Annotated in this window: 18 protein-coding genes; 5 read left to right on the forward strand and 13 right to left on the reverse strand. The window is 55.4% G+C overall.

Annotation, left to right across the window (positions count from 1 at the left end; genetic code table 11):
- Positions 1–225 precede the first annotated feature (225 nt).
- Genes JW953_12485 through JW953_12495 form a run of 3 tightly spaced genes read right to left on the reverse strand, consistent with a single transcriptional unit; the run spans position 226 to position 8300 of the window.
- Positions 226–2481 carry a hypothetical protein gene (locus tag JW953_12485; protein ID MBN1993509.1) on the reverse strand — a complete coding sequence of 752 codons (2256 nt, stop codon included), beginning with the start codon at positions 2479–2481 and terminating at the stop codon, positions 226–228.
- A gap of 41 nt (positions 2482–2522) precedes the next feature.
- The gene (locus JW953_12490; GenBank protein MBN1993510.1) at positions 2523–5432 is read right to left on the reverse strand and encodes a glycosyltransferase family 39 protein; all 2910 of its coding nucleotides are present in this window, start codon (positions 5430–5432) and stop codon (positions 2523–2525) included.
- 12 nt (positions 5433–5444) lie between these two features.
- Complete coding sequence (locus tag JW953_12495) at positions 5445–8300, reverse strand: hypothetical protein (GenBank protein MBN1993511.1); 2856 nt, start codon at positions 8298–8300, stop codon at positions 5445–5447.
- 62 nt (positions 8301–8362) lie between these two features.
- Here JW953_12495 and JW953_12500 point away from each other — a divergent pair, with 62 nt between their 5' ends.
- Entirely contained in the window at positions 8363–9106 is a 744-nt protein-coding gene (locus JW953_12500; protein ID MBN1993512.1) for a polyprenol monophosphomannose synthase, read from the forward strand.
- A 5-nt stretch (positions 9107–9111) separates the two neighbouring features.
- On the opposite strand, the gene JW953_12505 is transcribed toward JW953_12500, so the two are convergent.
- The 5 genes from JW953_12505 to eno all read right to left on the reverse strand — a co-directional run bounded on the left by JW953_12505 (position 9112) and on the right by eno (position 15372).
- Positions 9112–11064 (reverse strand): hypothetical protein, encoded by a 1953-nt coding sequence (locus tag JW953_12505; protein MBN1993513.1) that lies wholly within the window; start codon positions 11062–11064, stop codon positions 9112–9114.
- Positions 11061–11603 carry a hypothetical protein gene (locus tag JW953_12510; GenBank protein ID MBN1993514.1) on the reverse strand — a complete coding sequence of 181 codons (543 nt, stop codon included), beginning with the start codon at positions 11601–11603 and terminating at the stop codon, positions 11061–11063. Before JW953_12510 ends, JW953_12505 begins: the two co-directional genes overlap by 4 nt.
- 11 nt (positions 11604–11614) lie before the next feature.
- A complete protein-coding gene (locus JW953_12515; protein MBN1993515.1) occupies positions 11615–12259 on the reverse strand; it encodes a metal-dependent transcriptional regulator in 645 nt (214 codons plus the stop codon).
- A 231-nt stretch (positions 12260–12490) separates the two neighbouring features.
- Positions 12491–14080 (reverse strand): 4-alpha-glucanotransferase, encoded by a 1590-nt coding sequence (gene malQ, locus JW953_12520; GenBank protein ID MBN1993516.1) that lies wholly within the window; start codon positions 14078–14080, stop codon positions 12491–12493.
- A 2-nt stretch (positions 14081–14082) separates the two neighbouring features.
- A complete protein-coding gene (eno, locus tag JW953_12525; protein MBN1993517.1) occupies positions 14083–15372 on the reverse strand; it encodes a phosphopyruvate hydratase in 1290 nt (429 codons plus the stop codon).
- A 323-nt stretch (positions 15373–15695) separates the two neighbouring features.
- On the opposite strand from eno, the gene JW953_12530 reads away from it, so the two are divergent.
- The gene (locus tag JW953_12530; protein ID MBN1993518.1) at positions 15696–17288 is read left to right on the forward strand and encodes a hypothetical protein; all 1593 of its coding nucleotides are present in this window, start codon (positions 15696–15698) and stop codon (positions 17286–17288) included.
- 29 nt (positions 17289–17317) lie between these two features.
- Here the strand turns inward: JW953_12530 and selB are convergent, their stop codons facing one another.
- Positions 17318–19228 carry a selenocysteine-specific translation elongation factor gene (gene selB, locus JW953_12535; GenBank protein ID MBN1993519.1) on the reverse strand — a complete coding sequence of 637 codons (1911 nt, stop codon included), beginning with the start codon at positions 19226–19228 and terminating at the stop codon, positions 17318–17320.
- A 3-nt stretch (positions 19229–19231) separates the two neighbouring features.
- Positions 19232–20398: a hypothetical protein gene (locus JW953_12540; GenBank protein MBN1993520.1), complete on the reverse strand. Its 1167-nt coding sequence runs from the start codon at positions 20396–20398 to the stop codon at positions 19232–19234.
- A 270-nt stretch (positions 20399–20668) separates the two neighbouring features.
- Between JW953_12540 and JW953_12545 the strand changes: the two genes are divergently transcribed.
- The 3 genes from JW953_12545 to JW953_12555 all read left to right on the forward strand — a co-directional run bounded on the left by JW953_12545 (position 20669) and on the right by JW953_12555 (position 23055).
- Positions 20669–21124, forward strand: a complete 456-nt coding sequence (locus JW953_12545; GenBank protein ID MBN1993521.1) for an NUDIX hydrolase — start codon at positions 20669–20671, stop codon at positions 21122–21124.
- The gene (locus JW953_12550; GenBank protein MBN1993522.1) at positions 21111–21791 is read left to right on the forward strand and encodes a DUF2344 domain-containing protein; all 681 of its coding nucleotides are present in this window, start codon (positions 21111–21113) and stop codon (positions 21789–21791) included. Before JW953_12545 ends, JW953_12550 begins: the two co-directional genes overlap by 14 nt.
- A 235-nt stretch (positions 21792–22026) precedes the next feature.
- Entirely contained in the window at positions 22027–23055 is a 1029-nt protein-coding gene (locus JW953_12555; GenBank protein ID MBN1993523.1) for a hypothetical protein, read from the forward strand.
- A 65-nt stretch (positions 23056–23120) separates the two neighbouring features.
- Here the strand turns inward: JW953_12555 and JW953_12560 are convergent, their stop codons facing one another.
- The 3 genes from JW953_12560 to JW953_12570 are packed head-to-tail and all read right to left on the reverse strand — an operon-like array spanning position 23121 to position 25630.
- Entirely contained in the window at positions 23121–23300 is a 180-nt protein-coding gene (locus tag JW953_12560; protein ID MBN1993524.1) for a hypothetical protein, read from the reverse strand.
- 42 nt (positions 23301–23342) lie between these two features.
- Positions 23343–24710 carry a GTPase HflX gene (gene hflX / locus JW953_12565; GenBank protein MBN1993525.1) on the reverse strand — a complete coding sequence of 456 codons (1368 nt, stop codon included), beginning with the start codon at positions 24708–24710 and terminating at the stop codon, positions 23343–23345.
- A 41-nt stretch (positions 24711–24751) separates the two neighbouring features.
- A complete protein-coding gene (locus JW953_12570; protein ID MBN1993526.1) occupies positions 24752–25630 on the reverse strand; it encodes a biotin--[acetyl-CoA-carboxylase] ligase in 879 nt (292 codons plus the stop codon).
- Positions 25631–25782 lie beyond the last annotated feature (152 nt).

Consider the following 25782-nt stretch of genomic DNA (forward strand, 5'->3'; position numbering starts at 1 on the left):
TTGTTAATGAACCCTTTGATCCAAGATTATTTGCCCCTATGTACCAGACAATCACCCTAAAAACTTTTGGGATACACCACTAGCAGCCATAGCCCACCGGTTTCTGCCGGCGTGAGGGCTACCGCAGGGTAACAAAGGAGCCTGGTTTACAGGCCAGGCTCTTTTTTCTTGGTTATTTCATTAGTACAACATCCGTTCAACGCGAACCAAAGTGGCTATGCTGTATTACGGGTTATTCTCCACGCCAACAATCAACTCGTCCTCGGCCAGCCGTTCCCCAGCCGGGCCAAAGGTGGGCAGTCGTTGGCCGGTGGCGGCATCATACAAACCCAGGGCAATGTGGTCAACCTGGGCATAATCAGCGGGCGGTAAAGGGTGAATGTCTTGCACAATCTCGCCGGGCTGCCATTGGCTGGTGGGGTAATGTCCACTGACCGGCGGGCCATCAGCTTGGCTGCGCACAAAGCCGTCGGCAGCGCGCAGGTGAACAAAAATGGTGTAATCGGTGGCGGGTGATGCGGCGGATTGCCAGTAGAGGATGAGGCGAGAAGAGGAGTGTGAATTGTGAATTGTGAATTGTGAATTGTGAATTTCTAACGGTTTGGACATAAACTGTGTGGGAGTTGCGGGTAAATCTACTGTAATTTTGAGGAGGCGAATGGTTTGGTTGGGGCCGAAGGTGGCCAGGGGAGGAGGGGTGAATCGGTGCGGGTCATTGGGCAAGACATGGTAGAGATAATCGCCCGCAAATTGGCCGAGGGGATAGAGGGCAGGGTTACACTCGGCGCGCCAGCGGTCGGTGGTTTCCCATTGAGCGCGATCCAGGGGAGCTTCGCCGGGATGAACGAGGAGGAACAATTGTGAATTGTGAATTGTGAATTGTGAGTTATGAATGAGGGACCGTAGGGCCTTGATTGACTGTTCATCAGGGAAGTTGGCCAGGGCCTGGGCCAGTTGGGGCTGGCGGGGCGGGGTGTAGCCGGAGTAGCCGTTGACCAATCGCCACCAGCCCAGGGTGCTGGCGTAGAGGCGTTTGACCTCTGGATATTCCGGGGCCGGGGCGCTGTGCAACGGCAGTTCAACCAGGGCAAAGTTATTATCGGGTTGAGCGGCCAGCCAGGCGTAGACCGGGTTCAGGGTGTCTCGATTTTCTACCGGGGCCAGGGGAAGGGGGATGGAGAGGGTTTCGGTGAGCAGAAGCAAGACACAGAGAGGGAATAAGAGATTAGAGATTAGAGATAACGATTTGCGATTTGCGATTTGAAATTTTAAGTTTGCAAAGCCAAAGGCAGCCAGAGCGGCGAGGGCAAACAGGGCCGGAATGATCCAGCGAGAAGGAACCCGGACGATGGTGCTGGGGGGGGAAAGGGTGGCGAGGACAGCATACGGAGTAGGGAAGACCAGGGCCACGGAAAAAATCAGGATGAAGAGTAAGGCGTAAAACCTGGCCCTTGATGCCTGCCACCTGACCCTTGACCCTTGGTAGGTTAAAGCTACGAGGGCCAATATTGGCGCGATAATGCCCACAAACAACACATGCTCTTCGGTGAAGCCGGGCCGGCTGCGGAAAGTTTCGGTGAGAGGGCCAAAGATACGATTGAAGGGTGCGGCCGCGGCAAAGTCGGTGGGGGCGGCGGCCAGGGAAAGGGCCAGGGAAAGCGGGCGAGCGGCGCGCAATTCATCAACGATGGCAAGGTAAGGGAGGATGAAGGGCAGGATGAGCAGGGTAACAAGTAGCAGGGTAGCAAGTAGTAAAGTAAGAGGTGGCAAGGTAGCAGGAGGGGATGGCTTGAAGTAGCGGGCCAAGAGGACGGCGAACAGGTAGAGAACAAAGATTAGAGCGGTGTAGAGGGCCAGGTACCAGGAGGCGAGAATTTGGAGCAGTAAGAACAGAGTTAGGGCCAGGCAGAGAAGCAAAGGGACAGGCAGGGAGGGGAGGGAAGTTTTTTGAGATTGGCGGGTTCTTCTGAGTAACAAATCAAGAAATAACAGGGCAAAGGGCAACCATTGAAACGTGAGTAACTGCAAATGAGCAATGGCGGCAAAACGATAGGGGTTGAAGGCAAAAATCAAACAGGCAAGAAAGGCCGCATCACGCCGGCCCGTCCAGCGGAGGGCCAGCAAGTACATCCCAAACGCAGATAGGGGAAAGGTGAGCAACAAACTTAGATTATATGCCAGGATTGGCTCGCCGGAGATAAGTTGCAGCGGCAGGGACAGCAAGGCGGTGCTAAAAAGATGCTCGGAGTAGGCCAGCGTATTGGCCAGGGGATGAAAAATATTGGCATTGAACAGGTTGAGCGGGTCGGTGAGCAGGGCGTGGCTATCCCAGGCCAAAATCCAGGTATTGAGCAGGGGGTCGCCGATGTCGTTGGGCACGACAATGGTCAAATTGAAGATGAGGGGGTAAGTCAGGATCAGGGTGAGCAGGATGTAGACGAAAAAAACAAAAAAACTATGTCTCAGAAGTGAGGTCAGCAAACTCATTCTCGGCAATCTACAATCAATGGTCTGCGCTTGTTTCATGGCGCTACCGAGATAATGAAACTATTATTGGGCAACGGTTTGCCGGCAGCGTCGGCGGCGGGCAGGCGTTCGCCGGTGGTGGGATGGTAAAGGCCAACGGCGATGGCGTGGAGTGAGTCCGGCGAGGCCAGGCGGGAACCGATAGGGCGCGCATCGGTGATGATTTGTTGAGGCAACCAGTCAGAAAGAGAATACAGGCCATCGTAGGGGACACCGTCGGCCTGGACTAATAAGTTGCCCTCGGCATCAAGCAGGTGAATGAAAATGGTGTCGTTTTGCTCAAGAAACTGATCAGTTTGCCAATACAACACCAGGGTGTCGCCCTGGACATGAACCTGCCGGAGCGTGACGTGCGGGCCAAAGTGAGCCAAAGGCGTAGCAGGCAATTGGGGAGGCGGCGCGACCAACCACACTGAACCAAGTTTAAAGTTTGTAGCGCCATCCGGCCAGATTGACAGCCGCTCGTCAGTTTCACGATTGTAGAGTCCCACGTGAACATCATAGCGAATGGGAGGCAAGTCTGTTGGCACTTTGAGCGAAAGGGGGTTGCGCAAATATAAACCGGGCGGCCAATTATAGGTGGGAATATCTTCGGGGGTATCTTCGTCAACTGCGGCAAAGGTTTGTTGGTTTGGCGCGTCGAGATGAAGAAAAACTGAGTAACTTGTGTTCAAATCGGCCAAAGCGCGCCAGTAAAGCGTAACCGTCAGCAATTCGCCGGGGGAGATGGTTTCCGGTAAATCGTCAAAGCCGACCAGCCGGATTTGGTTGGCAAAATCAACCCGCACCACGTGGTCGGCGGGTTGGGGCCGGTCGGGGTCTGATTGCAAAGTAAACAGGGGAGCCAGAGGACGCGAAAGCAGGTAAAGGGCAAAAAACGACACCGCTGCTATCACAAAGAATCTGGGAGAGATGGCCGTTGCATGGGGGTCGCCAATCCCTGTTCCACTATCTCGTCGTCCACCTGTCTCATTGATATATTGCTTAAAGAAAAAAACAGCAATCAGGCCCAAGACAAACAGCGAGCTTACGGTCAGCCCCAGCCCGATGGCGCGCAAAGGGGTTGATTCCAATTGCAGGGTCAGGCTGTGCCGGCCGGCGGGAATAGTTGTTTGAATCAAGCCGGTATTTGGGGTCACGGTAAAAGCAACGGGTTGGCCATCCAGGTAAACCTGCCAGCCGGGCCAGTAAAGGGTGCGGATGGTAGCCACAAACTTTTCAGGCGTATTAATTTGCCAGGAATCGGACTCGGCCTGGTGGCTCAGAGTTTCCACGTTTGCGCCGGGCGGCAGAGAGGCCGGATCAATTTTTTGCGGCGGCCGGCCGGCCTCGTAATCGGGGCGAAGAGTTTTGGGGGAGGGGTGCTGCCGGGCGCGGCGAGGCAAAAATTCGCCGGTGCTGGTGGTGCCAATGGCGTAGGAGGCTGCTTCGTAGGCAAAAGCCTCCGCCGGAGAGGGCGTGCCCCAAGAAATGAATTGGGAGGGGAAGAGATAGTAAACGTTGAAGGTAATAACCATAAGGATAGACAGAAAAAGGATGAGGTCCAAATTGCGATTGGCAATTTGCAATTTGACAATCCAGAAAGCAGCCGCAGCCAAAACGCCGGCGCAAAAAATTGCCGGGCCGAGCATGCGCCAGGGGAACTCGGCCAGTTCGATGAAGGGCACAGATTCCCATAGGAACTGGGATTGGGGCAGGGCCAGGAAGACGTAGAGTAAAAAGAAAATGGTGAAGAAAAGGGTGTGACCGATACGTGATTGGATCATGTCACTGCGAGCGATAGCGAAGCAGTCTCCCCTTTCGAAGTTGGAGATTGCTTCGGCCTGCGGCCTCGCAATGACGCCTGAACGTGTGTGTTCGGCTTCATTCTCGACGCCATCCCGCGAGGACGGTCTGACTGCCTTGAAGACCAGGAAAAGCAGGGCCACCATTCCTAACACCGCGCCCATGATTTGAGGCAGGCCGAGGCTGAAGGGAAAGGCGGGATTGATGGTGGTCAGGTCAAGGGGCAACGGCGGGGAGAGCAGTTCTGAGAGGGGTATAAAATTTTCCCGAAAATCAAAAAAACCCTGGGTGATGCCTTCCAACTTAATCTCGTGCCGTTCGCCAAAAGCCGGCAGCCAAAAAATGGCGGCCAAACCCAGGCCAAGAAGCCCGGCGGCAATGGTGCGGATGAGCAAAGGCATAAACCAAAATGCCTGTTGACCCGTTGGCTCGCCCCCTCGTCTCCTCGACTGCCAGGCTGTCAGCATCAGCAAAAAAAGTGAATAGGCCACGAAGAGGGGGGCAAAGAGCATAAAGCTGATGTTGTGGCTCAATAACAAACCGGCCAGCGACACTGCCGCCGCCAGCCAATAACGGGGCCGGCCGGTGGTAATGAGGCCGTGAAAGGCCCAGAAGATAAGGGGGTAAAAAGCCAGGCCGGTAAATTGGCCGTAGTTGCCTTGAATATAAGCCTCACGCAAACGGTAAGGGGCATAAACATACACGGCTGCCGCGAGCAGCGCCGGGGCAGGCCCATAAAGGCGGCGGGCAAAAAGAAATATACCCAAGCTATACAGCAGAAAATCAAAAATGATAACCGCCTTCATGGACTCGTCGAGGGGCAGGCCGGAAAGATGAAAAATTTGGGTTAGTTGATAGAGGGCCGGCGGAGCGTAGCTAAAAATGGGCATGCCGTGTCCAAAAGCCAAATCGGCGCCCCAACGAGGGTAGAAGTGGCCCTGCTGCCAGGCCTGGTTCAGTTGGACCTGCCGCATCAGGTGCACCGGGCCATCGGCGGTGTTGGGCAGGCCGGCATGAATGAGCAGGGGCATCACCGCGAAAAATGGCAGGAGTAACGCCAAGAGCAAACCATAGTCCCAAATCACGATTTTCAATTTAAGATTTACGATTTGTGATTTCATAAGTCAGCCAATTTACCGCTCGCCAACCGTCACGGTCGTTAATTCCACAAAGTCAAGCCCGCCGGTTGTGGTCAAACGCGCCAGCGTCAGCGGGTCGTACAGACCCACCACCAGCAAATACTCACCGGGCGCAACCTCGTTCAGCGGGATGGAGCGGGGGTCCAGGATGGTTTGGTCCGGCAGCCAAGTTGACGTGGGGTAAGCGCCGTCCAGGGGAGGGCGGTCAAAACCGGCCACCAGATTTTGATCCAGATCAAACAATTGGGCAAAAACCGTGTAATCTTTTTGGGGCGTTTGGTCACTTTGCCAGGCCAGGGTAAAATCAAGCCGCGTCTCAGTTTGGGCCTCAAGTTGAAAGCCGGTCAGATAAATAGTATCACTATCATTGCTAAAAATCACATCCAGTTGTTCAGCCAACGGCGTTATCTGGCCTGGCGCCGGTTTGACCCTGATAATGGTCAACTGCGCCGTATCACCGCTACCATCGGCCAGAGGCAGCAGGCGATCCCGGTCGGGGTCAATCAAGCCCACCCGCACAGCGTAGGCCAGGGGCGGGAGGTCCGGCGGCAATATCAAATCGTGTTCATCGCGCACGTAACGGGCCGTGTCCCAATGAAAGGTGGGCAGCACGCTCTCCGTGGTGGCGTCGCCGGGGGTGTAATTGGTGGCGTCGGCGACGGTGGTCCAATCGTTCAGGCGGTCTAAATGCACAAAGGGCTGCAAATTGGCCTTGATGGGCGCGGTATCGGTTGCCCAATACAGCACTACCTGCAACCGCCCGCCCGGAGAGACAATAGGCTTATCCAGGTCATACCCGATCAGACGAAGGCCATCGGCAAAACGGATGTCGGCTTTATGGCCCGCCGGGAGCGCCTGGCCGGGCGGCGATTGAATTGTGAAGACGGAGCGTAATAGGGGTTTGAGCCAAAAAGCACCAATTACGGCCAAAGCCATCGCCAGTAGAATGATCAGGATTTTTTGGCGAGGGGCAGGAGAGCGCGCTTTTTTATCTTGTTTTTCGACGCGACGTCTACGGCTGACTTGCCAAGATAGGCCGGCTACCAGCAAACTCACCATCGCCAGGCCACTCCAGAGCATGGCCGTCACTCGAACCGGCGTCTCGCCAAAACGGACGGTCAAGGTGTGCTGGCCTGCCGGAAGGTCAATCAGCATCAAGCCGGTGCCGGGTTCAGGCGTGATGTTGACCGGTCGGTCATTTATCCAGGCTTGCCAGCCGGGATAATAAAAATGAAAAAATCGTAGGGTAAAGTCTTTTGGGCCGTTAAGCCGGTAGATGTGCGTGATGGCATTTTGTTTGAGCAAGATGGCCTTTGTGCCGGCGGGCAAGCTGGCGTAATCCAACCGTCGGGGATTTTGACCGGCCAGAAACGCCTCCAGCAGGGGCGAAGTGGTGGGGGCCTGGCTTACCGTTTGGGGCAGGTATTCGCTCACCGTGGTCGTCCCTACCGATTGGGAACGGCGCTCATAATCAACCTGATCGGCCAGGGTGGGCTGGCCGTATTGGGCAAAGGGGATCACGGGGTATAACAAGGGCGCCACCGCCACAATTTGGATGGCCACGCACACGGCTACCCCCAAACGCCGGACTTGGGACGGCAGCAAGAGCAGCGCCGCGCCGGCCAAAAAAGCCAGGCCCAAATTGGCCAGGCTCAATAACCGCCAGGGGAATTCGGCTACCTGCAAAATGGTAAGGGTTTCCCAAACCGGGCGAGAGAGAGGGAGGGTCAGGAAAATGCCGGCAGCCGCAACCAGGGCAAAAAACAGGATAAAACAGACGGGGGAAGCGCCTGGGGCAATGGCCCGTTTTTTGATGAGTAACCATAATCCCGTTAATAGTCCAAAGAGCGCCAAAATCAAAGTGACCACGCCCAGAGTCAAAGGGACGTAAGGGTTGGCCGCGCGGGCGTCCAGGGGGTAAATCCAGGCGACCAGTTCAGACCAATGCGGGTAGCGCACGTAAAAAGGGCTTTTTTCCAGGTAGATATTGGCCTGGGCGCGCGTGTAAAATCGCTCGGTAAAAGCGGGCAGCCAAAAGAAGGCGGAGAGGAGCAGACCCAAGGGAATGGACACCAGAGGCAGTAGGCCAACAATGAGCCGATAGGGTTTAGCAGAAAAATGAGAATTTAGAAATGAAAAATGAGAAACTTTTGAGGCCTGGCTTGCCCCTGACGGAGTTCGGACTGAAAGCCAAAATAGCATTAATCCATAAAGGCCCACGACAGGCGTAAACACCAGCACCTGGTACAAGTGACTCAACATTACCCCGGCGTAAAAAATGGCCGCCAGGATCAGCCAGCCCCAAAAATAAGTTCGGGCCGAGCGAGTCATGGCCCATAACGTCCAGGGGAACAGACCAATGGCCAAAAATTGAGGCACGTTGCCGCCGTAAAGCAGCGCCTCGCGCAAGGCAAAGGGCGCAAACGCATAGGCTACGGCGGCCACCAACCCGGCTTCAAGGCTGCCTAAAACATCGCGCGCCAGCAGATACATGCCAGTTGCGTAAAGTAAAATTGTGAGGATAATCAGAATCTTGAGCGCAGTCTCTAAGGTAAAGCCGGCGCCATAAAAAACCAGGGCCAGGAGATGTGGCAAGGGCGGGGTAAACACAAACAGTGGATACCCATAGCCAAACGCCAGATTGGGCGCCCAACGCGGCACAAGCACTCCCGGCGCCCAGGCTTGTTTGTATTCCAACGTGCGGTAAAGATGAATAGGCATGTCGGCCGCCGCAGGCAGGCCCGGCTGCCACAGGCTTTGGATGATGAGTAGAGTCAGTAGAGCGGCAATGATTAGCCCAACGTCCATTCTATTGATAAAATGTGAAGCGTAACCCTTGACCTTTGCCACTTGACACCTGACATTTAACATTTGACCCTAAAAATCAGAAATTGGACTATACCATTAACCCTATGACTGAACAAAATTTAACCCATCAACCACAAATATCCATTATATTGCCCACTTACAACGAAGCAGGCAATATTGAAACGTTGCTTGACCGGACTTTACAAGCGTTGAGAAATTACCCCGGCGGGGTTGAGGTGGTGGTGGTTGACGACGACTCTCCGGATGGCACCTGGCAGGTAGTCGCCAAGAAAAGCAAAAACGACGCGCGGGTCCGGCTGATTCATCGAAAAACAGAAAAGGGGCTAACCAGCGCCCTCAACCGGGGCATTCAAGAGGCGCGGGGACAGTGGGTGGGCTGGATGGACTGCGATTTGAGCATGCCGCCTGAAGAATGGCCTCGCCTGGCCGAGGCCCTGGCCCAGGGCGCGGATATGGCTGTTGGTTCGCGCTATGTGCCGGGGGGTGGGGATGTGGCCCATTCTTTCACGGGGCGGCTGTTCTCGCGGATAATTAATCTGTGGGCCGGACTCATCCTGGATTGGTCCCTTAAAGATTACACCAGCGGCTTTATTTTGGGCCGCCGGGATATCTTTGCTAAAATCAACTTGCGGGGCGATTACGGCGAGTATTGCATTGACCTGCTCTATCGCGCCAAACGCGCCGGTTACACCATCCGCGAGCTGCCCTACCTGTGCCTTCCCCGCGAGGCGGGGGAGAGCAAAACTGCCGCAAATGTGTGGGGCTATCTCAGCCGGGGAATCAATTACGTTATCACCGTATTACGCCTGCGCTTTAAGCCGGATTAAATCTGCTAACTATCGCTTGACTCCAAGGCTTTAATCATCTGACCAACTTCAGAGGATTTCTGTTTGATCTCAGCCTGTATGCCCGCCACCGTCCGGTCAATCTGGACCAACTGCTCTTCGCTCTCGGTGAGTTGTTTGACGTAACGCCCGCGCAGCCGGCCTTCTTCCCCGGCGGTCGAAAGCACGGCCATATTTTTCTGGGCCTGCTCTTGCGCTTTGTAAATCTTCTCCCGCTGCTTTTCCTGCCCGGCCACTTCTTTTTCCAGGCGGTCAATCTCAGCCCAGGTATCGAGCAAGGCTTTTAGCCCAGAATAGGCCCGCTCATCCAGAAATTTATCCTTAAAGTACTGCTGCAAGCCTTTATAAGAAAGACTGCGCAACTCTTCGCGGTGGACCCGCAAAAAACGTTCTTGCACGGCAAATTTAGCCAGTTTGCCGGGTGAAACTTTCACCTGGTACCGGTACGTGTCGAGCGTTTTTTCCGCGGGGTCAGGGGTATCAAAAATAGTATAGTTGGTCCGGGGGACGTGCTCAAGCAAAACGGTTTTGGCTTCAGCCGTGCGATTATCCACCTGGTAAATGAGCCGGCGAATATCGTACACGTTTTGCAGCAGATAACCCTCTTTGATATTTAGCGAACGAAGTTGACTCTCGGTTTTGACTTCTTCTTTAACGTGAATACCCAACTCAACCGCGTAAGAAACAACAGCCTCGGCCTGGTCGGCGGTGAAAGGCAGCACGGCTTCACCCACGTACTCGCCCCTTTCCAGGATGGTAACCGGGCCACGTTCCAGGGTCAGGCCGGTGGCATTTTTGAAGCGAATGGTCGCCACCGGATGGGTGGGCATTTTGGCCCCGTTGTAAATCAAATCCTTTTTAAAACCCAACTTGCTGCTGACAATGGGCACCATGGCCGACTGCCCCCGGCCCACCGTGACCGGGCTGCTGACGTTGTATTGAAACAATTCGCCCAGGGCCTGGCCGGTGGCGGCGCTTTCTACAGAATCGGCCATGGCTTCCGCGGAGACGCTCGGAGGGGCCGTCATTTTCATCATGCTCCTCATCATAGGAGCCGGGGCAGGCATACCGGCCCCCAAAGTTGGCGCCTCTGCGCCGGCCGTTTCGGCCACAGCGCCATCAAACATAATGGGCGCGGCGGCCACTCGCTTTTCTTCTTTTACCACCGGGCGCTCCGGCGTGTACGGCGTGTACAAATCGTACACAAAAGAGATGGGCATCCCGGCCGTGAGCGAGAGCGAAATATCGTGCAGGTCTTCCTCCAACCGGTTGTCAAAAATGCCCCAACCTTGTAAGAGGGCTTCCGGCTTGCCGGCTGAAGGGTCATCCGCCACCAAACGGTAGCTGACCCGCCAGGTGGGGGCAGGGGCAATGTAACTCACTTCTAAATCGTGCGAGCCGGGGCTGAGCCGGATGGTAATGGAACGATGCGTCTCCTGGCCCAACGCGGTTTGCAGGAAAAACCGCAGGTCGGCGGCAGAGACCTCGTCAAACAACTCAATGCCCTCGATGCGGTCAATGGGGACAATCGCCACCGTTTCCGAATCTTCCCGCAAAATGGAAACCAGCGAGCGTTTCAAGGGTTTTTCGTTCACTTCATCCAAGCCCAGCAAAACGCCCGTGGTGGTGGCGCCATCACTTGACAGCAGGGCCACCTTGCGCCCCCGCAGGGCCATGAGTAAATCCCGCGTGCTGCGGGTTTTGTCAAGAATAATGGAACATCCGGCCAGTCGCTCTTTGAGACTTTGGGGGGTGTCGTAATCCACGCCGCGCACCTGCCCGCCGCCGCGGTCAATCACGGTCAAACTTTTGAGCAAGTCGTCCATTTCCTCGCGGCGAAAGGTCAGCTTGATCTCCTCGCCTTCCACCCGGCCCCGGCGGCAAAAATAGCCAACGCCGTGTTTGTAGAGCGTCATGTGCACAAGGGGTAAATTACTCATTTGTTCTCTCCTGAAGATGCGCCGGCTTCCGCCAGCATTGTTTTGACCGCGGCCACAATTTCCGGCACCGAGGCCATCATTAACAAATCCGCTTCAAGCTTGGGTTCCAGCACCTTTACGCCCCAGCCAAGCAGGGTTTTGATGCTCTGCGCTACCTGGGGATGATTGGCCAGAGCCATATTCATCGAAGGCACCACCATCACCGGCCAGCCCGCGCCAATGGCCTCGGCAATTAGCGAGCGGGCCAGGGTGTCGGCAATACCGTGACTGATTTTGTTGAGGGTATTAAAGGTAGCGGGGGCCACCACGGTCAGGCAAGGGGCGCGGCCATCAAGCAGCACCGGGTCAAAATAGCTGTCAACCAGAGTATGGCCCGGCTGGTCGGCCAGGTTGTAGGAACTGATGATGTTGCGGGCGGCGTCGGTGAGAACGGTTAAAACAGGCAGTTCAAATTGGGTGAGCGCCTTGAGTAAATCGGGGGCGCAGCGAGCCGAACTGGCCCCGCAGACAATGAGATAGATAGCTTTTGGTTCGGTCATTTTTGACAGCCTCATTTTTTTTGCCGGGCCACCAAAATGGTTTTGGCCACCTGATAGCTCAAGGCATACTCCCGCTGATTAACCTCCAGCGTCAACGAGCCTTCGTAAGGCGCGCGGGCCAACAATTGAATACTTGTGCCCGGATAAAGGCCCATTTCACCCAAATAACGGAGCAACTCCGGGTCATCATCATCCACTTCAACCACCACCAATTTATCGCCCGTTTGCATGTCAACCAGGCGGCCACTCTTTTGCTGCCGCACCACCCCGGTCCGCGAAGGAATGGGCGCGCCGTGGGGGTCAAACTGGGGATCGCCCAGGGCGGCGGCCATCCGTTCTTCCAAATCCTCGCTAATTACGTGTTCCAGTTTTTCGGCCTCAGCGTGAACCTGGTCCCAGGGTACGCCCAAGGCTTCGGCCAGGTATAATTCAATCAGGCGGTGGTGGCGGACAATTTCCAGGGCCAATTTTTCGCCGGTGGGCGTAAACTTTACGCCCTGATACGGCTCATAGGTCAACAAATTCAACTCGGCCAATTTTTTGCACATGTTTGTTACCGAGGCCGGGGCTATTTTTAAATAATCGGCCAGGGCAGAGGTAGACACCTGCTCATTTTGCTCTCGCAGCTTGTAAACGGCCTTGAGATAATCTTCCATTGCTTGACTGATGACGGGTTGACTCAATGAACGCGCCTTTCCGCCTGGTTATCAGGTGAGGTAAAATGCCAAAGGCTTAAAACCTGCTTTGAGTGTATCTCAGATAACATTAAGTGTCAAGAACCATTGATAATCAAGTTATTCCAGGTGATGGTCCAACCGTTCAGTGAAGAATCAACAAAGGCCGGGCTTCGATTGAATTCCCGGCCTTTATTGTTTATCGCCGACTTTTTAGGCAGCGCTTTTTTCTGCCTCAGCCTGACACTTTTCCTCCCACAATTTGGGGTCGCGGCCATACAGGTCAACCAGTTCCCGCAGACGATCTGACCCCCATTGGTTCAATGCCTCGGGGCGGTAACGCCAGTCCCAATTGCCACCCAGGGTCGAGGGTGTGTTCATCCTGGCGTCAGTATCCAAATTCAACACATCCTGCAGAGGGATAATGGCATAACGGGCAGACGAAGCCATGGCCAGGCGAATGAAATCCCAGACAATATCGTGGTCATCACGGGCCAGGTAACGGCGGATTAAATCCTTTTCTTCAGGCGTACGCTGGCGGTACCAGCCCAGGGTGGTGTCGTTGTCGTGGGTGCCGGTGTAAACCACTGCGTTACGACCGTAATTATGCGGTAAAAAAGCATTAGAAGCATTCAAATCGCCTGCCTCTTTGCTGTCAAAGGCAAATTGTAAAATCTTCATACCGGGGAAAGCAAAATGGTCGCGCAACGCCTCAACCGCCGGGGTAATTACGCCCAGGTCTTCAGCCAGGATGGTCAATTCACCCAAGGCCGCTTTGGCTGTTTTAAACAACTCCATGCCCGGCGCTTTGACCCATTGGCCCTTGACCGCAGTTTTTTCGCCTGCCGGAATTTCCCAATAAGCCTCAAAACCACGGAAGTGATCAATGCGGATAATATCCACTAACCGAAGCGTGGCTGCCAGCCGGTCAATCCACCACTGATAATTCTGCCTGGCCATCGCTTGCCAATTGTAAAGCGGATTGCCCCACAATTGGCCGGTTTCGCTAAAATAATCGGGGGGCACGCCGGCCACCACGGTCGGTTGTCCTTTTTTATCTAAATGGAACAACTCACGATTGGCCCACACGTCCACACTATCGGGAGCCACAAAAATGGGGATGTCGCCAATAATTTTAACGCCCCGCTCGTTGGCGTAACGCCGCAAGGCGCCCCACTGCTCAAAAAAGTAGTATTGCTGCACTTTTTTCACGGCAATGGCCCCGGCATGTTCCTTTTGCCAACGAGCCATTGCCCGGGGTTGGCGCAGGGCTATGTCTTTATCCCAGTAGGTGTTCCACATAGCCCCAAAAACGCCGGCTTCTCTGGCTTTTTGGTCAAAATGATCTTTGACCACCATAAAGAGGGCAAAGTCGTCCAGCCAGCCGCTGTGTTCGGCGCAAAAAGCGTCAAAATCATTCCGGCGTTCCGCAGCGGCGTAACTTAGAAAATTGCGGGCGGCTTTTTCCAAGAGCGGGGTTTTCCACTGAATCACCCGGCCATAGTCAACCTGGTCCAGAAGGAAATCGGGCTTGCCGGCCAGGTCTGCCTCGACCAGGTCGCCCGATGTCGCCAGCCGGTCCAGGCTGATCAGCAGCGGATTGCCCGCAAATGAAGAAAAAGATGCGTAGGGCGAGTCGCCATAACCCGTTGGGCCCAGGGGCAGGACCTGCCATAGGGATTGTTTGGCCCTAACCAGGAAGTCAATAAATGCATACGCGGACTGCCCCAAATCGCCCAGGCCGTAAGGGCCGGGAAATGAAGTGGGGTGTAACAAAATACCACTTGAGCGGGTTAGTTCCATATTTAGCGCACGTTGTAATAAGCTTTGATACCCGGATACACTGCGGTTTCTTCCAGCATGTCCTCGATGCGGAGAAGCTGGTTGTACTTGGCCACCCGGTCGGAGCGAGCCGGAGCGCCGGTTTTGATTTGCCCGGCGTTGAGGCCCACGGCCAAATCGGCGATGGTAGTGTCTTCGGTTTCGCCGGAGCGATGGGAAATGACGGCGGTCCAGTTGGCCCGTTTGGCCATTTCAATGGCGGCGATGGTTTCGCTCAAGGTGCCAATCTGGTTGAGTTTGATCAGAATGCTGTTGGCGGCTTTCATCTCGATGGCTTTGCTCAAACGCTCCACATTGGTCACCAGCATGTCGTCGCCCACCAACTGCACCTTAGCGCCAAGGGCCTGGGTCAGAGCCACCCAACCGTCCCAGTCGTCTTCGGCCAGACCGTCTTCAAGGGAGATGATGGGGTAGTTCTCTGCCCAGCCCTGCCACAGTTTGACCATATCGTCGCTGGAAAGGGTTTTGCCCTCGATGCGCAGGGTGTACTTACCGTCTTCATATAACTCAGAGGTGGCCGGGTCCAGGGCGATAAAAATCTGCTCGCCCGCTTTGTAACCGGCCTTGGCAATGGCTTCCATGATCACGTTCAGGGCTTCGTTGTTGCCGCCCTTGAGCGCCGGGGCAAAGCCGCCTTCGTCGCCGGTATTGGTGTTGTAGCCTTTGCTTTTTAACACGGCCTTGAGCGCGTGATAAATCTCCGCGCCCCAGCGCAGGCCCTCGCGGAAGCTCTCCGCGCCGTAGGGCATTACCATAAACTCCTGGAAGTCGGTGGTTTGCCAGCCGGTGTGCGCCCCGCCGTTGAGAATGTTCAGCATAGGCACCGGCAGGGTGCGGGCGCTCACCCCGCCCAGGTAGCGGAATAATGGCTGGCCGGTGCTTTCGGCGGCGGACTTGGCCACGGCCAGACTCACGCCCAGGATGGCGTTAGCCCCCAGTTTGGATTTGTTGGGCGTGCCGTCCAGTTCAAGCATATAAGCGTCAATGCCTTCCTGGTCCAGCGCATCCCAACCAATCAGTTCCGGGGCAATTTCCTCATTAACATTGGCCACTGCTTTTTCCACGCCCTTGCCCAGATAACGGCCTTTATCGCCGTCGCGCAATTCCAGGGCTTCGTGCACCCCGGTTGACGCGCCCGAAGGCACCGCTGCCCGGCCAAAAGCGCCGTCTTCCAACATTACCTCTACCTCAATGGTAGGGTTGCCGCGAGAATCAAGAATTTCTCGGGCCAGCATATCTTCAATCATACTCATGATTTTCTCCTAACTTTAACTGAATGATGATGATGATGGTTAAACACAAAATGAGTGCAGGCCCGGTGAGGCTGCACTCGCAATTATTAAGGGAACCGGCCCGTATCTTACACGCAATGTTCAACTTGGGCAATTTTAAGGGGCCATCCTATCCTGATTTTTTTAGACCAAGGGACCGAACCTCTCTGAAAAGCCCGACATAGGCTCCATGTCGTTTCGAGCGTAGCGAGAAATCTCTACGGCGTAATGTTTTCGAGCGAGATTCCGGGGATTTCTCGGCCTATGGCCCATTCGCTGCGCTCAGGGCAGGCTCTCGAAATGACATGCTTTTCAGACGGCTTCTCAATGTTTTTGTCTCTTCCCCTCAACCGGGCTATAATCCAGCCGTTATGGCTGGCGTGCGGCGTTCTCCCCTATTTTTCATTATTCTGGCAATTTATTGGCTGGCGGGGGGATTATACGCCTTTCTGACCCCTGCCTGGCAAGCGCCCGACGAACCGGCGCATTACAATTACGTGCGCGCGGTCACCACCCAAACCGGCTTTCCGGAGTTGACGGCCAACTGTTATAACCAGGCTTACCTCGATGAATTAACCTCGCGCCGTTTTCCGCCAGATATGTCTATTGTCCCCATCTGTTATGAATTTCATCAACCCCCGTTTTATTATCTGCTGGGCATGCCGGTGTTTGTGCTGAGTGGCGGCTCGTTGCCGATATTACGCTTTTTATCTATGGCCGTGCTGGGCGGAGCCGTCGTCGCTCTGGCCTTTTTTATCGGGCGGACCATCTTCCCAAACCGGCCGGCCATCGCCTACGGCGCAATGGCCCTGGTCGCTTTTACGCCTATGCACCTGGCCATCCTGTCCTCCATCAACAACGATACCCTGGCCGAACTTATCCTGGCCGCCATCCTTTATATCCTGGTTCAGCGGCTCATGCCGTCTGACCAGGTTGCCCCTTCCTCCTACATTAAAAATGATTGGTTACTGGGCCTTTTGTTGGGCCTGGGCCTGGGCGCCAAAACCACAGTCTACATTGCCCTGCCCCTGGTGGCGGTAGCCCTATGGTGGACCTCCACCCCAAAAACAGAGCAAGGGGCCGGGAGGGACTGGCGCAAGTTGGCCAGGCAAGCAGCCGTGGTTTTTGGGCTGGCCTTTTTGATCATCCTGCCGTGGTTTGGGCGCAACGCTCTCATTTACGGCAATTTTGACATTTTGGGGCTAAAACAACACGAGGCGATTGTGGTGGGCCAACTGCGCACCACCGATTACCTGGCCGAGGTGGGCTGGCCGGTCTACCTGAGCGACTTTGCCACCACCACGTTCCATAGCTTTTGGGGACAATTTGGCTGGATGGCCGTGCCCATGGACGGCCGCACCTACCTGCTCTTGACCCTGCTGACCCTCATCGCGGCAGGTGGGCTGATTGGCTTTGCCTGGCGTATCCGCTCGCCCCGCCGGGCAACCGGGCCGGAGTACAACCTGTCAGCCGACCAGTGGCGCGCTCTGGGTTTGCTGGGCCTGGCCACCATGCTGGTAGGGTTGGCCTATGTTGGGTATAATCTGAGTTTCCGGCAGTTCCAGGGCCGCTATCTCTTCCCGGCCTTAATCCCCCTGGCTATCTTTTTTGCGATGGGACTGAGGGAAGCGTTCTCTCCAAGATGGCGGTGGTGGCTGGCGACCGGCCTGGCCACTGGATGGGTCTGGGTAATAACCACCTCTCTGCTCAAAAATGAGCCGGACAAATGGGCTATCCTGATCACCGGGTTGGTTTTTGCGGCGGCCGCCGGGCGGGCGCTGCTGGCCCGCTATGGGTTCATCCCCACCTCTTGGGTGATGATGGTATGCTACGGCGCGTTGGGTTTTCTGGCCCTGGCCAGTCCGTTTTGGTTTATTATGCCTTACCTGACCCCGTGACCTTGATTTTAGCTCCCTAACCACGCACCTCACTCTCGCCACACTCGATCATCGCCCACCCGTTTGGTGAGCCGTTGTTCATCGGTGTATTCCAGCAGCGCCAGGGCGTATTTGCGGCTGGTGCTAAAGGTGTCGCGCACCTGGGCCACGTTGACGGTTTGATTCTGCCCCAAATAAACCTTGAGCCAATCCATAAACTCCCGGTAAGTTTCGGCCAGTAGAATGACTTCATCCGAGAGACGGACCAGTTGGCCGCTTTCCACCAGGGCCAGTAGCACGTCCTCGCCAATGGCGGCGGCTACGTCTTTGGGCAGCGGGGTATTATAAGGAGCGCGTTTAAAATCGGCCAGGAGTTGGTCAATGGCGGCCTGCTGTTGGGCATTGAATTTAACCTGGTGGTCGGCCAAACGGACCATCGTTTCGGTGGCCGCCAACGCATCTTCCTGCTGCCCGCGCTGAATGGCTTCGTTGAACAGGCGGGTTTCCAATTTGAGCCGGCTTTTTAATTCGCCGCGGGGCATACCCACCCGCAAGGGGTAGCGGGTATGATAATTGGCCAGCGCGGTTTTGATTTGACCCAACAGGTTGGCCCAACCGGCGCGAGAAACTACTAACAATTTTGAGGCAGCTAAATCAGCCGGTGGTTCCGTTCCTTCGTTGGAGAGAAAAAAGACCTGGCCGTTTTTAAGTAAAACTGCCAGCGCCGCCGAAGCAGTTTCGGGGGGCAGGCCGCACTCGGCAATGAGTGTTCGCCCGGGTAGGGGACCGCGCCGGTCCAGTTCGGCCAGCAGCACGTCTTCAGGCGCGCCGGCCAGGAGGGTCTCCAGGCGCTCAATTACTTCCGGCCGAAACCGGCGATGGCGACGGCGCGGCAAAGCGTCCACAATGACGCCCCCGCCAATGGTCAAGGAGGGCGAGGGCTGGCGGATGATGAAGTGATCGCCCTTAATGGCGGGGATACGGTGGGCCAAACGCAACTGCACCCAACCGGCCTGGCCCGGGTCGAGCTGGCGCGCGCCCAACAGGCGGGCAAACCCCATCACCTCGGTGGAGCCGGTAAATACCTCAACCTCCTGATGATGGCGCAGCGGCCTGGACGGGTCGGGCAAAAGCCTTAGATAAACATCAAGCAGTTGGGAAGGCTCCAACCAGCCGGGAGTAGTCAGCACATTGCCCCGGCTGAGTTCACTGGCGCTGAGGCCGGTCAGGTTGACGGCTGTCCGCGAGCCGGGGTCGGCCAGCTCAACGTTTTTTTTGTGGGATTGCAGGCCCCGAATACGGCTTTTTAAACCCTGGGGCAAAATCTCAACTTCCTGGCCCGCCTGCAACCGGCCATCGAGCAGCGTGCCGGTGACGACCGTGCCAAAGCCGCTAATGGAAAAAACGCGATCAATCGGCAGGCGGGGCCGGCCTCGATTGCTACGGGGAGGAATTTGGGCCAAAATTTGATCCAGGGCGCCAACCAGGGTGTCAAGCCCCTGCCCCTGCAAGGGGGCCACGGGAATCAACGGCGCGTTAGCCAAAACCGTACCGGCCACGGTTTCGACAATATCGGCCTGCACCAATTCCAACCACTCTTCATCCTTCACCAGATCAATTTTGGTGACGGCAATAACCCCACGAGGAATCTCCAACAGGTCCAGAATGGCCAGGTGTTCGCGGGTTTGGGGCATCACGCCTTCGTCGGCGGCCACCACAAACAGGGCCAGGTCAATCCCGCCCACCCCGGCCAGCATATTTTTGATAAAATCCTGGTGGCCGGGCACGTCCACCAGGCCAACCGGCTCGCCGGAAGGCAGGGTCAACCAGGCAAAGCCCAGGTCAATGGTCATCTCCCGCTGCTGCTCTTCTTTGAGCCGATCAGGGTTGATGCCGGTGAGGGCTTTAACCAGGGTGGATTTGCCGTGATCCACGTGCCCGGCGGTGCCAATCACGCGCATCCGTTAATCCTGTTCTTCCGCTAACTGCTCAAAGTGTTGCTGCCATTCCTGGGCGGCTAAAGCCCTGGCCTGCACATCCTCTTCAATGATTTGCAGAATCAGAGTCATCTGCTTCTCGATGGTCTGGTTGAATTTGGTAATCTCGTCGGTGCGCTTCTGCAAAGTTTCCATATCTTTTTGCAGACTTTCGGCCTGGGTCTTCCACTCCATGTTTTGCTTCTGCCAGCGTTGGCCGTAACCGGCTTGTAACTTTTCCATTTCGGACCGCTGGCGCTTTTCGGCCAGGCGCTGGAGTTCTTCGGTTTGGTGCTGCTCGCGCTGCAAACGTTCCTGAAAATCCTGCAAGGAGGTTAAGGCCCGTTTATTGAGTTGATAGTGCTGGGCATATTTCTCCATCAGGTCTTCATACTCATCCATGCGGCGCTGGAGTGTTTCGGCCAGGTCATTCCAGGTTTTCATCTGGCGCTCGCGCTGGGCGGCTTGAAAATCCATGTGTTCGCGGTGACGACGGATCTCCTCTCGCACTTCTTCCAGAGCAATCTCGTACCGGCTAAATTGGGAAATTTGCTGCTCGAGCATTTGAGTTTTGGCCAGGCTTGCCTCCAGCTTTTTATTGAAGTCAGGCAAGCCGGCCTGCAATTCCGCTACGCGCCGGGCGTCGGCGCTGCGCTGATCTTCCATATATTTTGCCGCTCGCACCCGTTCGTCTAACTGTTTGTGCAGCCGGTCCAGGTCGGCCTGAAAAGCATTGACCGTTTTATGCAGCCGTTCCAGTTCAGTCCGGGCCAGCGTTATCTGATCATCGTAACGCCGGGTTTTATCCAACTCTCGACGCAACTCGTTTAGGGCTTTGGTATGCGTGTCAAACTGAGTAGCCGTGGCCTGGGTTGTACCCATCCCTCCCGGCTGGCGACGACTGTATCGCTCCTCAAGTGTCTGCAACAATTCATTCCGCAAACGATTCAACTGTTCCTCGAATTGAGGCACGCGGGCCAGGGTCAAGCGGGCTTCGGCCAGGTCCTCTTCTAACGCCTGAAGCCGGCGAGCCTGTTCTTGCGCCTCGTAGGCTTGCGACTCGACCTGTTGCTGCAACTCGGCCATTTTGGCCTGGTCTGCCTGATGTTGCTGCTCTAAATAATCCAGTTGAGCAGATAAATGTGGTTGTTCCATCTGTTACTCTCTCCCGCCAGACCTGCAAGGCATCCGGCCTATATTTGACGAGATTTATTGTATCACGACTCAGGAGTGACAGCAAAGATTTGCCAAATCAGGAACATCCTTTGGGTGCGTCCCAAAACTTCGGCGGTAGGGACAGGACATTGTCCTGTCCCTATCCTATGGTCTAAAAACTGGGCCAGACCCCATCATGTTTTGGGGGGCTTGCTCTCAAGGCAAAGTTTTGGTAAGATACTGACGTTTTTAGCCCAAAGAGGTTTGACAATGTGCAATACCCGCTACCCCGATGCGCCCCGGGTGGCCGTAGGCGCTGTGATAATCCATCAAAAAAAGGTGCTGCTGGTGCTGCGAGGCAAACCCCCGGCGCAAGGCAAATGGGCTATTCCCGGCGGCAGCGTAAAATTGGGTGAAACGCTCCAGGCCGCCGCTGAACGTGAAACCTTTGAGGAAACCGGCCTGCGCGTGAAAGCGGGGGAGGTGCTTTATACGTTTGACGCCATTGTGCGCGACGAACAAAGACGGGTGCAATTCCATTACGTAATTCTGGACTTACGCGCCGAAGCGCTTGAACCGGCCCAATCTTTGACTCCCGGCGACGACGCGCTAAATGTAGGCTGGTTCAGCCTGGCCGAGGTGGACCAACTGGACACGCCTGTGTCTGACACCACGTATGCCCTGTTGCGGCAAATATTGGTTGATGAAATAAATGACCGATCCTAACCAATCTCCCCGGTATCGCTTGCGCCTGACCTTTGCCAAAAAAGCAAGCCTTAAGTATATCTCTCACCTGGATTTGGCCCTGGCCTGGGAGCGGGCGCTGCGCCGCGCCCAAATTCCGCTGGCCTATTCGCAGGGATTCAACCCCCGCCCCAAAATGCAAATTGCCTCCAGTTTGCCGGTGGGCGTCATTGGCCGGGCCGAAATTATGGACATTATCCTCACCCGCCCCGTTGCCGCCGCTGAAACGCTGGTCCACATTCGCGCCGCTCTGCCTAGCGGTATTGACCTGCACTCGGTTGCAGAAATTCCCCTCAAGGCCCCCACCCTGCCCCACCTGCTGCGCCAGGCCGAGTATCGCGTGGTGGTGGAAACCGATCTATCGGCCGAAGCCTTGACCGACCGGATTGAGGTCCTGTTAGCCGCTGATGAAGTGATCCAGACCCGGCAGCGTAAGGGGCAGGGGGAAGTGTTTGATCTACGCCCCTGGCTACACGAACTCCGCCTTGAGACAATAAGTGGTGGTGAAGTCCATTTACACATGCGTCTCACTGCCGGGCAGTTTGGCCATCTCCGCCCCACAGACGTATTAAATACGTTGGGCCTGGCTGAGAATTGGGCTGAAATCGAACGAACCCGGCTTATATTTGCAGACGCGCCAAGGGATTAGTTTTTTTCCCTTTTCAAAATTCTCACGTTGGACTTCTCTTTATCCCAATATTATGTTATAATCTTATGTGAAATTTTTATGTCATCTTGGGGTACATTCCAAATTGTAGGAATTTGGCATAAACCAGGGGGATTCGGGGAAATACCCCCGTGCCCCCCAATCTGTGCCCAAACTTTGGACAGACCCTCATCTTGACACCCTGTGGGAATTTGGTCAAAGAAAGGATAAGCAGGCAATGAAAAATTATCCACGGCAACTTGCCACTATAATAGTTATTGTGGGAATATTTTTATTGGCCGTTAGCGGCAATACGGCGCTGGCGGCGCGGGGAGAAACAGTAGAAATTACCAGCCCTTCAGAAGGAGAGAGCGTTTCGGGCCTGGTGACGGCAACCGGAACCGTTGACTTTATGGATTTTATGAAATACGAGGTTTTTCTGAAAACCGGCAACCAATTGATGTGGGCGGCCACGGTTTTTGCCCCGGTGATCAACGGCAACCTGGCCTATCTGGATACCCGTACTTATCCCGACGGTTTGTACCAACTGATCATCCGCACGGTTAAAACCGATAGCAATTACAACGAATACCCCGGCCCCACCTTTGCCATTGAAAACAACCTGGGCGCGCCCCTGCCCTATCCCGAGGTGGAATCAAGCCCGCTCTATCCGCCCGAAGCCGGAGCCTCGGCGCGGGTGAGAAATTGCAGCGGCGACAACCTCAGTTTCACCTACGGCAGTCCCCAGGGTTTTTGCAGCGCGGATGATCTATGGATACCGTACAAGGAGCAAAACAGCCCAACGTGTCCTTACGTAGACCTGCTGCTCATCCCGGATTGTGAATACCGGGGGTCGGCTAACGGGCAGGGGCAAACCAAGGGGGCTACTTACAGCTTTGTGGCGGAACACGGTAAAATTTATGAAATCATCTATTCCGGCGGCCAGCAAATCTACATTGCCGAAATCGAGGGTGACGAACGAGCCAGCACCGACACCGGCGGCCTGGCCCTCGACGACTCGACCCGCTACCAGGAAATGAGCACCCCTGAGGCTGTTGCTGCCGGCGCGGACGAAGCGGCTAAACCAACTGTGGCCGCGCCCGTCACGCCAGATGCAGCGCAGGATGAGACGATTTTGCCGGTGTCCGGCGCAGGACGCGAAACCAATACACCGTTTATGGTGGCAGCGATTGGCTTGATTTTGTTCTTGCTGGTGGCCGGGATGGTGGCGGTAATGCGCAAACGGGGACATTCAGCAGCGAACTGAGAATTTAAATAGTTTATTTCACCAGAAAGCACGCCAGGGCAAGAAATTTATCTTGCCCTGTTTTTTTACAACGTATCAGAAAACAAAATACCCCCCAGGCCCACAATAACGCCCAAATGTAACAACCACTGCCCGGCGGTCAAAAAAGAAAGCGCCGGCAGAAATTGAGCAATAAAGCTGATAATTACCAAAATAAGCCCGATGATGACGGGCAGCCCTTTGATCAGGGCCATTTTATCGAGCATGAGCAATTCCCTCCTGAGATAGTAATTGAATATGTTCCATATTTAAATTGCAGGCTGCAAGCGGTAGGCCCGGATCAGGCCCAGCAGGTGATGGGGAACGTGGGCTTCAATGTTGATTCCTTCAGCCTGGTAGGTTTCTTGGTTGATAATGGCCTGCTCGTGGAGCAGTGAGACCAAATCCCCCCGGCTGTAGGGAATAAGCAAGGACACCATTTCCCTGCTCTGTTGTAAAATCCCCTCTATTCTGTCTAACAATATCTCCAAACCCTGTCCGGTTTTGGCGCTGATGGCCAGGCTGTTGGGATATTGCGCCATCTGCTCAATGACCTGCTCTGGATTGGCTAACCGATCAATTTTATTGAGCGCCACCAGCATGGGCGCTTCAGTGGCGCCCAGGTCGGCCAACGTTTCCGCCACCGTGGCCGCCTGCTCGGCTACGTTAGGATGGGTCAGATCAACCACGTGCAAAATCAGGTCGGCTTCAGTAATCTCTTCCAGGGTGGCCCGAAAAGCGGCAATCAGGTGGGTGGGTAATTTTTGAATAAAACCAACCGTGTCGCTGAACAGGATTTCGTTTCCGCTGGGCAGGGTCACCCGGCGGGTGGTCGGATCAAGCGTGGCAAAAAGTTGGTCGGCGGCCAGAACCTCGGCTTTGGTCAATTTATTGAGTAGGGTACTTTTGCCGGCATTAGTGTAACCGACAATGGAGACCACCGGAATCCCGGCCCGGCGGCGCTGGTTGCGATGACGCGCCCGGTGCGCCCGCACTTTCTCCAATTCCCGCCGGAGATGGGTAATCCGATGCCCAATCTCCCGGCGGTCAACCTCAAGCTGGGTTTCGCCGGGGCCGCGCACCCCCACCCCGCCGCCCACTCCTCCGGCTCGACCGCCGGCCTGGCGGGCCAGGTGGGTCCACATCCGGGTGAGGCGGGGCAAGCGGTACTCGTATTGGGCCAATTCCACCTGCAATTGTCCTTCGCGGGTGCGGGCATGGCGGGCAAAAATGTCCAAAATTAAGGCCGTCCGGTCCACCACCTTAACCTTGAGCAACTTCTCCAATTCGCGCTGCTGGCGCGGACTCAACTCGTCGTCAAACAAAAAAACATCAATGGCCAGTTCATCCCGATAGGTTTGCAACTCCTCAATCTTGCCGCTGCCAATCAAGGTCCCGGGCTGGATACTTTCCAGGCGCTGGTAAGTGGCGCCTTCAACTTGCAAGCCGGCCGTATCGGCCAAAGCCGCCAGTTCTTCCAACGAGTCCTCCACCTTGAAGGCGGAATGGTTATCTCCCGGCCGCTTCTTTAACTCCACACCCACCAAAAAGGCGCGCTCAACAGGAGACGCGGTAAAAATAAGTTGGTTGTTTTTGGTAGAAATAGGTTGACTCCTTTCACTATGATATTCTATCATAGCTTCAAACTTCTACCAATCCAGCGCCATCCCGCCAGCCGTTAACCTGTCCTACGCAAAGTGACATCCCCGGCCAGGAAGGTCATCAGCGAGCCATCGGCCTGTTGCAGCAGTAACGCGCCATTTTCGTTCACATCAGCCATGATGCCCTGGCGCACATCGCCCTCCACACCAATAATAGTTACCGGCTGGCCCAGGCCCACCAATCGGCTGCGCCATTCCCGATGGGGCAACACGCCCCCCTGCCGCAGCGCGTCGTAACGCCGCTCCACATTCGACAGGAATTTTTGCAGAATTGGCAAACGAAGCTGGTCGGTATCCCGGCCCAAAATCAGCGACAGGCTGGTGGCGGTTTGGGCCAAAGGCGTATCTCCATTCCCAGATTGTCCTGTTTCTTTCTTGAAATCGAGGTTGACGTTCAAACCCACGCCAACCACCACCCAATTCGATCGTTCCCCTTCAATGTCCACCTCGGTCAAAATTCCGGCCAATTTTTTGCCATCGTGCCACACCAAGTCGTTGGGCCACTTCAGGCCGGGGCGCAGGCCGGTATGGGTTTCAATGGCATTAGCCAGGGCCAGGGCGCAGAGCATGGTCAGGCGTTGGCTTTGGGCGGGCGTCAGCCAGGGGCCGGGGCGGAACAGCAACGACAGCAGCAGGCTGGACCCGGCGGGGGCATACCATTTTCGTTCCAGCCGCCCCCGGCCGGCCAGTTGCTCTTCGGCAAGATAGAGCAAACCTTCCGGCGCTCCCTGCCGGGCCAATTTTTTTAGCTCGGTATTGGTGGAGCCGGTTTTTTCGGTATAAATTACATTTTGGCCAAAGGTGTAAGTTGGCAGTTTATGGCGCACCAAGTCGCCAGAAAGTCGGGCCATAAATATTATAGTAATCCCTTCCCCCTGATTGGCAAATTCGCTCATTCCATCTCTCTTTGGTAAAATATACAATTTGTGCGGGCAGAAAAGCGGCGGATGTTATTTTACCGCAAACCCTAAAGATTTTTGACACTCAAATGGAGCTGAGCAATTCAATTCAGTTCCTACGAGGGCCAATGAAATCTTCTGCAAAATCA

The sequence above is a fragment of the Anaerolineae bacterium genome (genome assembly GCA_016931895.1).
In the GTDB taxonomy this organism is placed as follows: Bacteria; Chloroflexota; Anaerolineae; order 4572-78; family J111; genus JAFGNV01.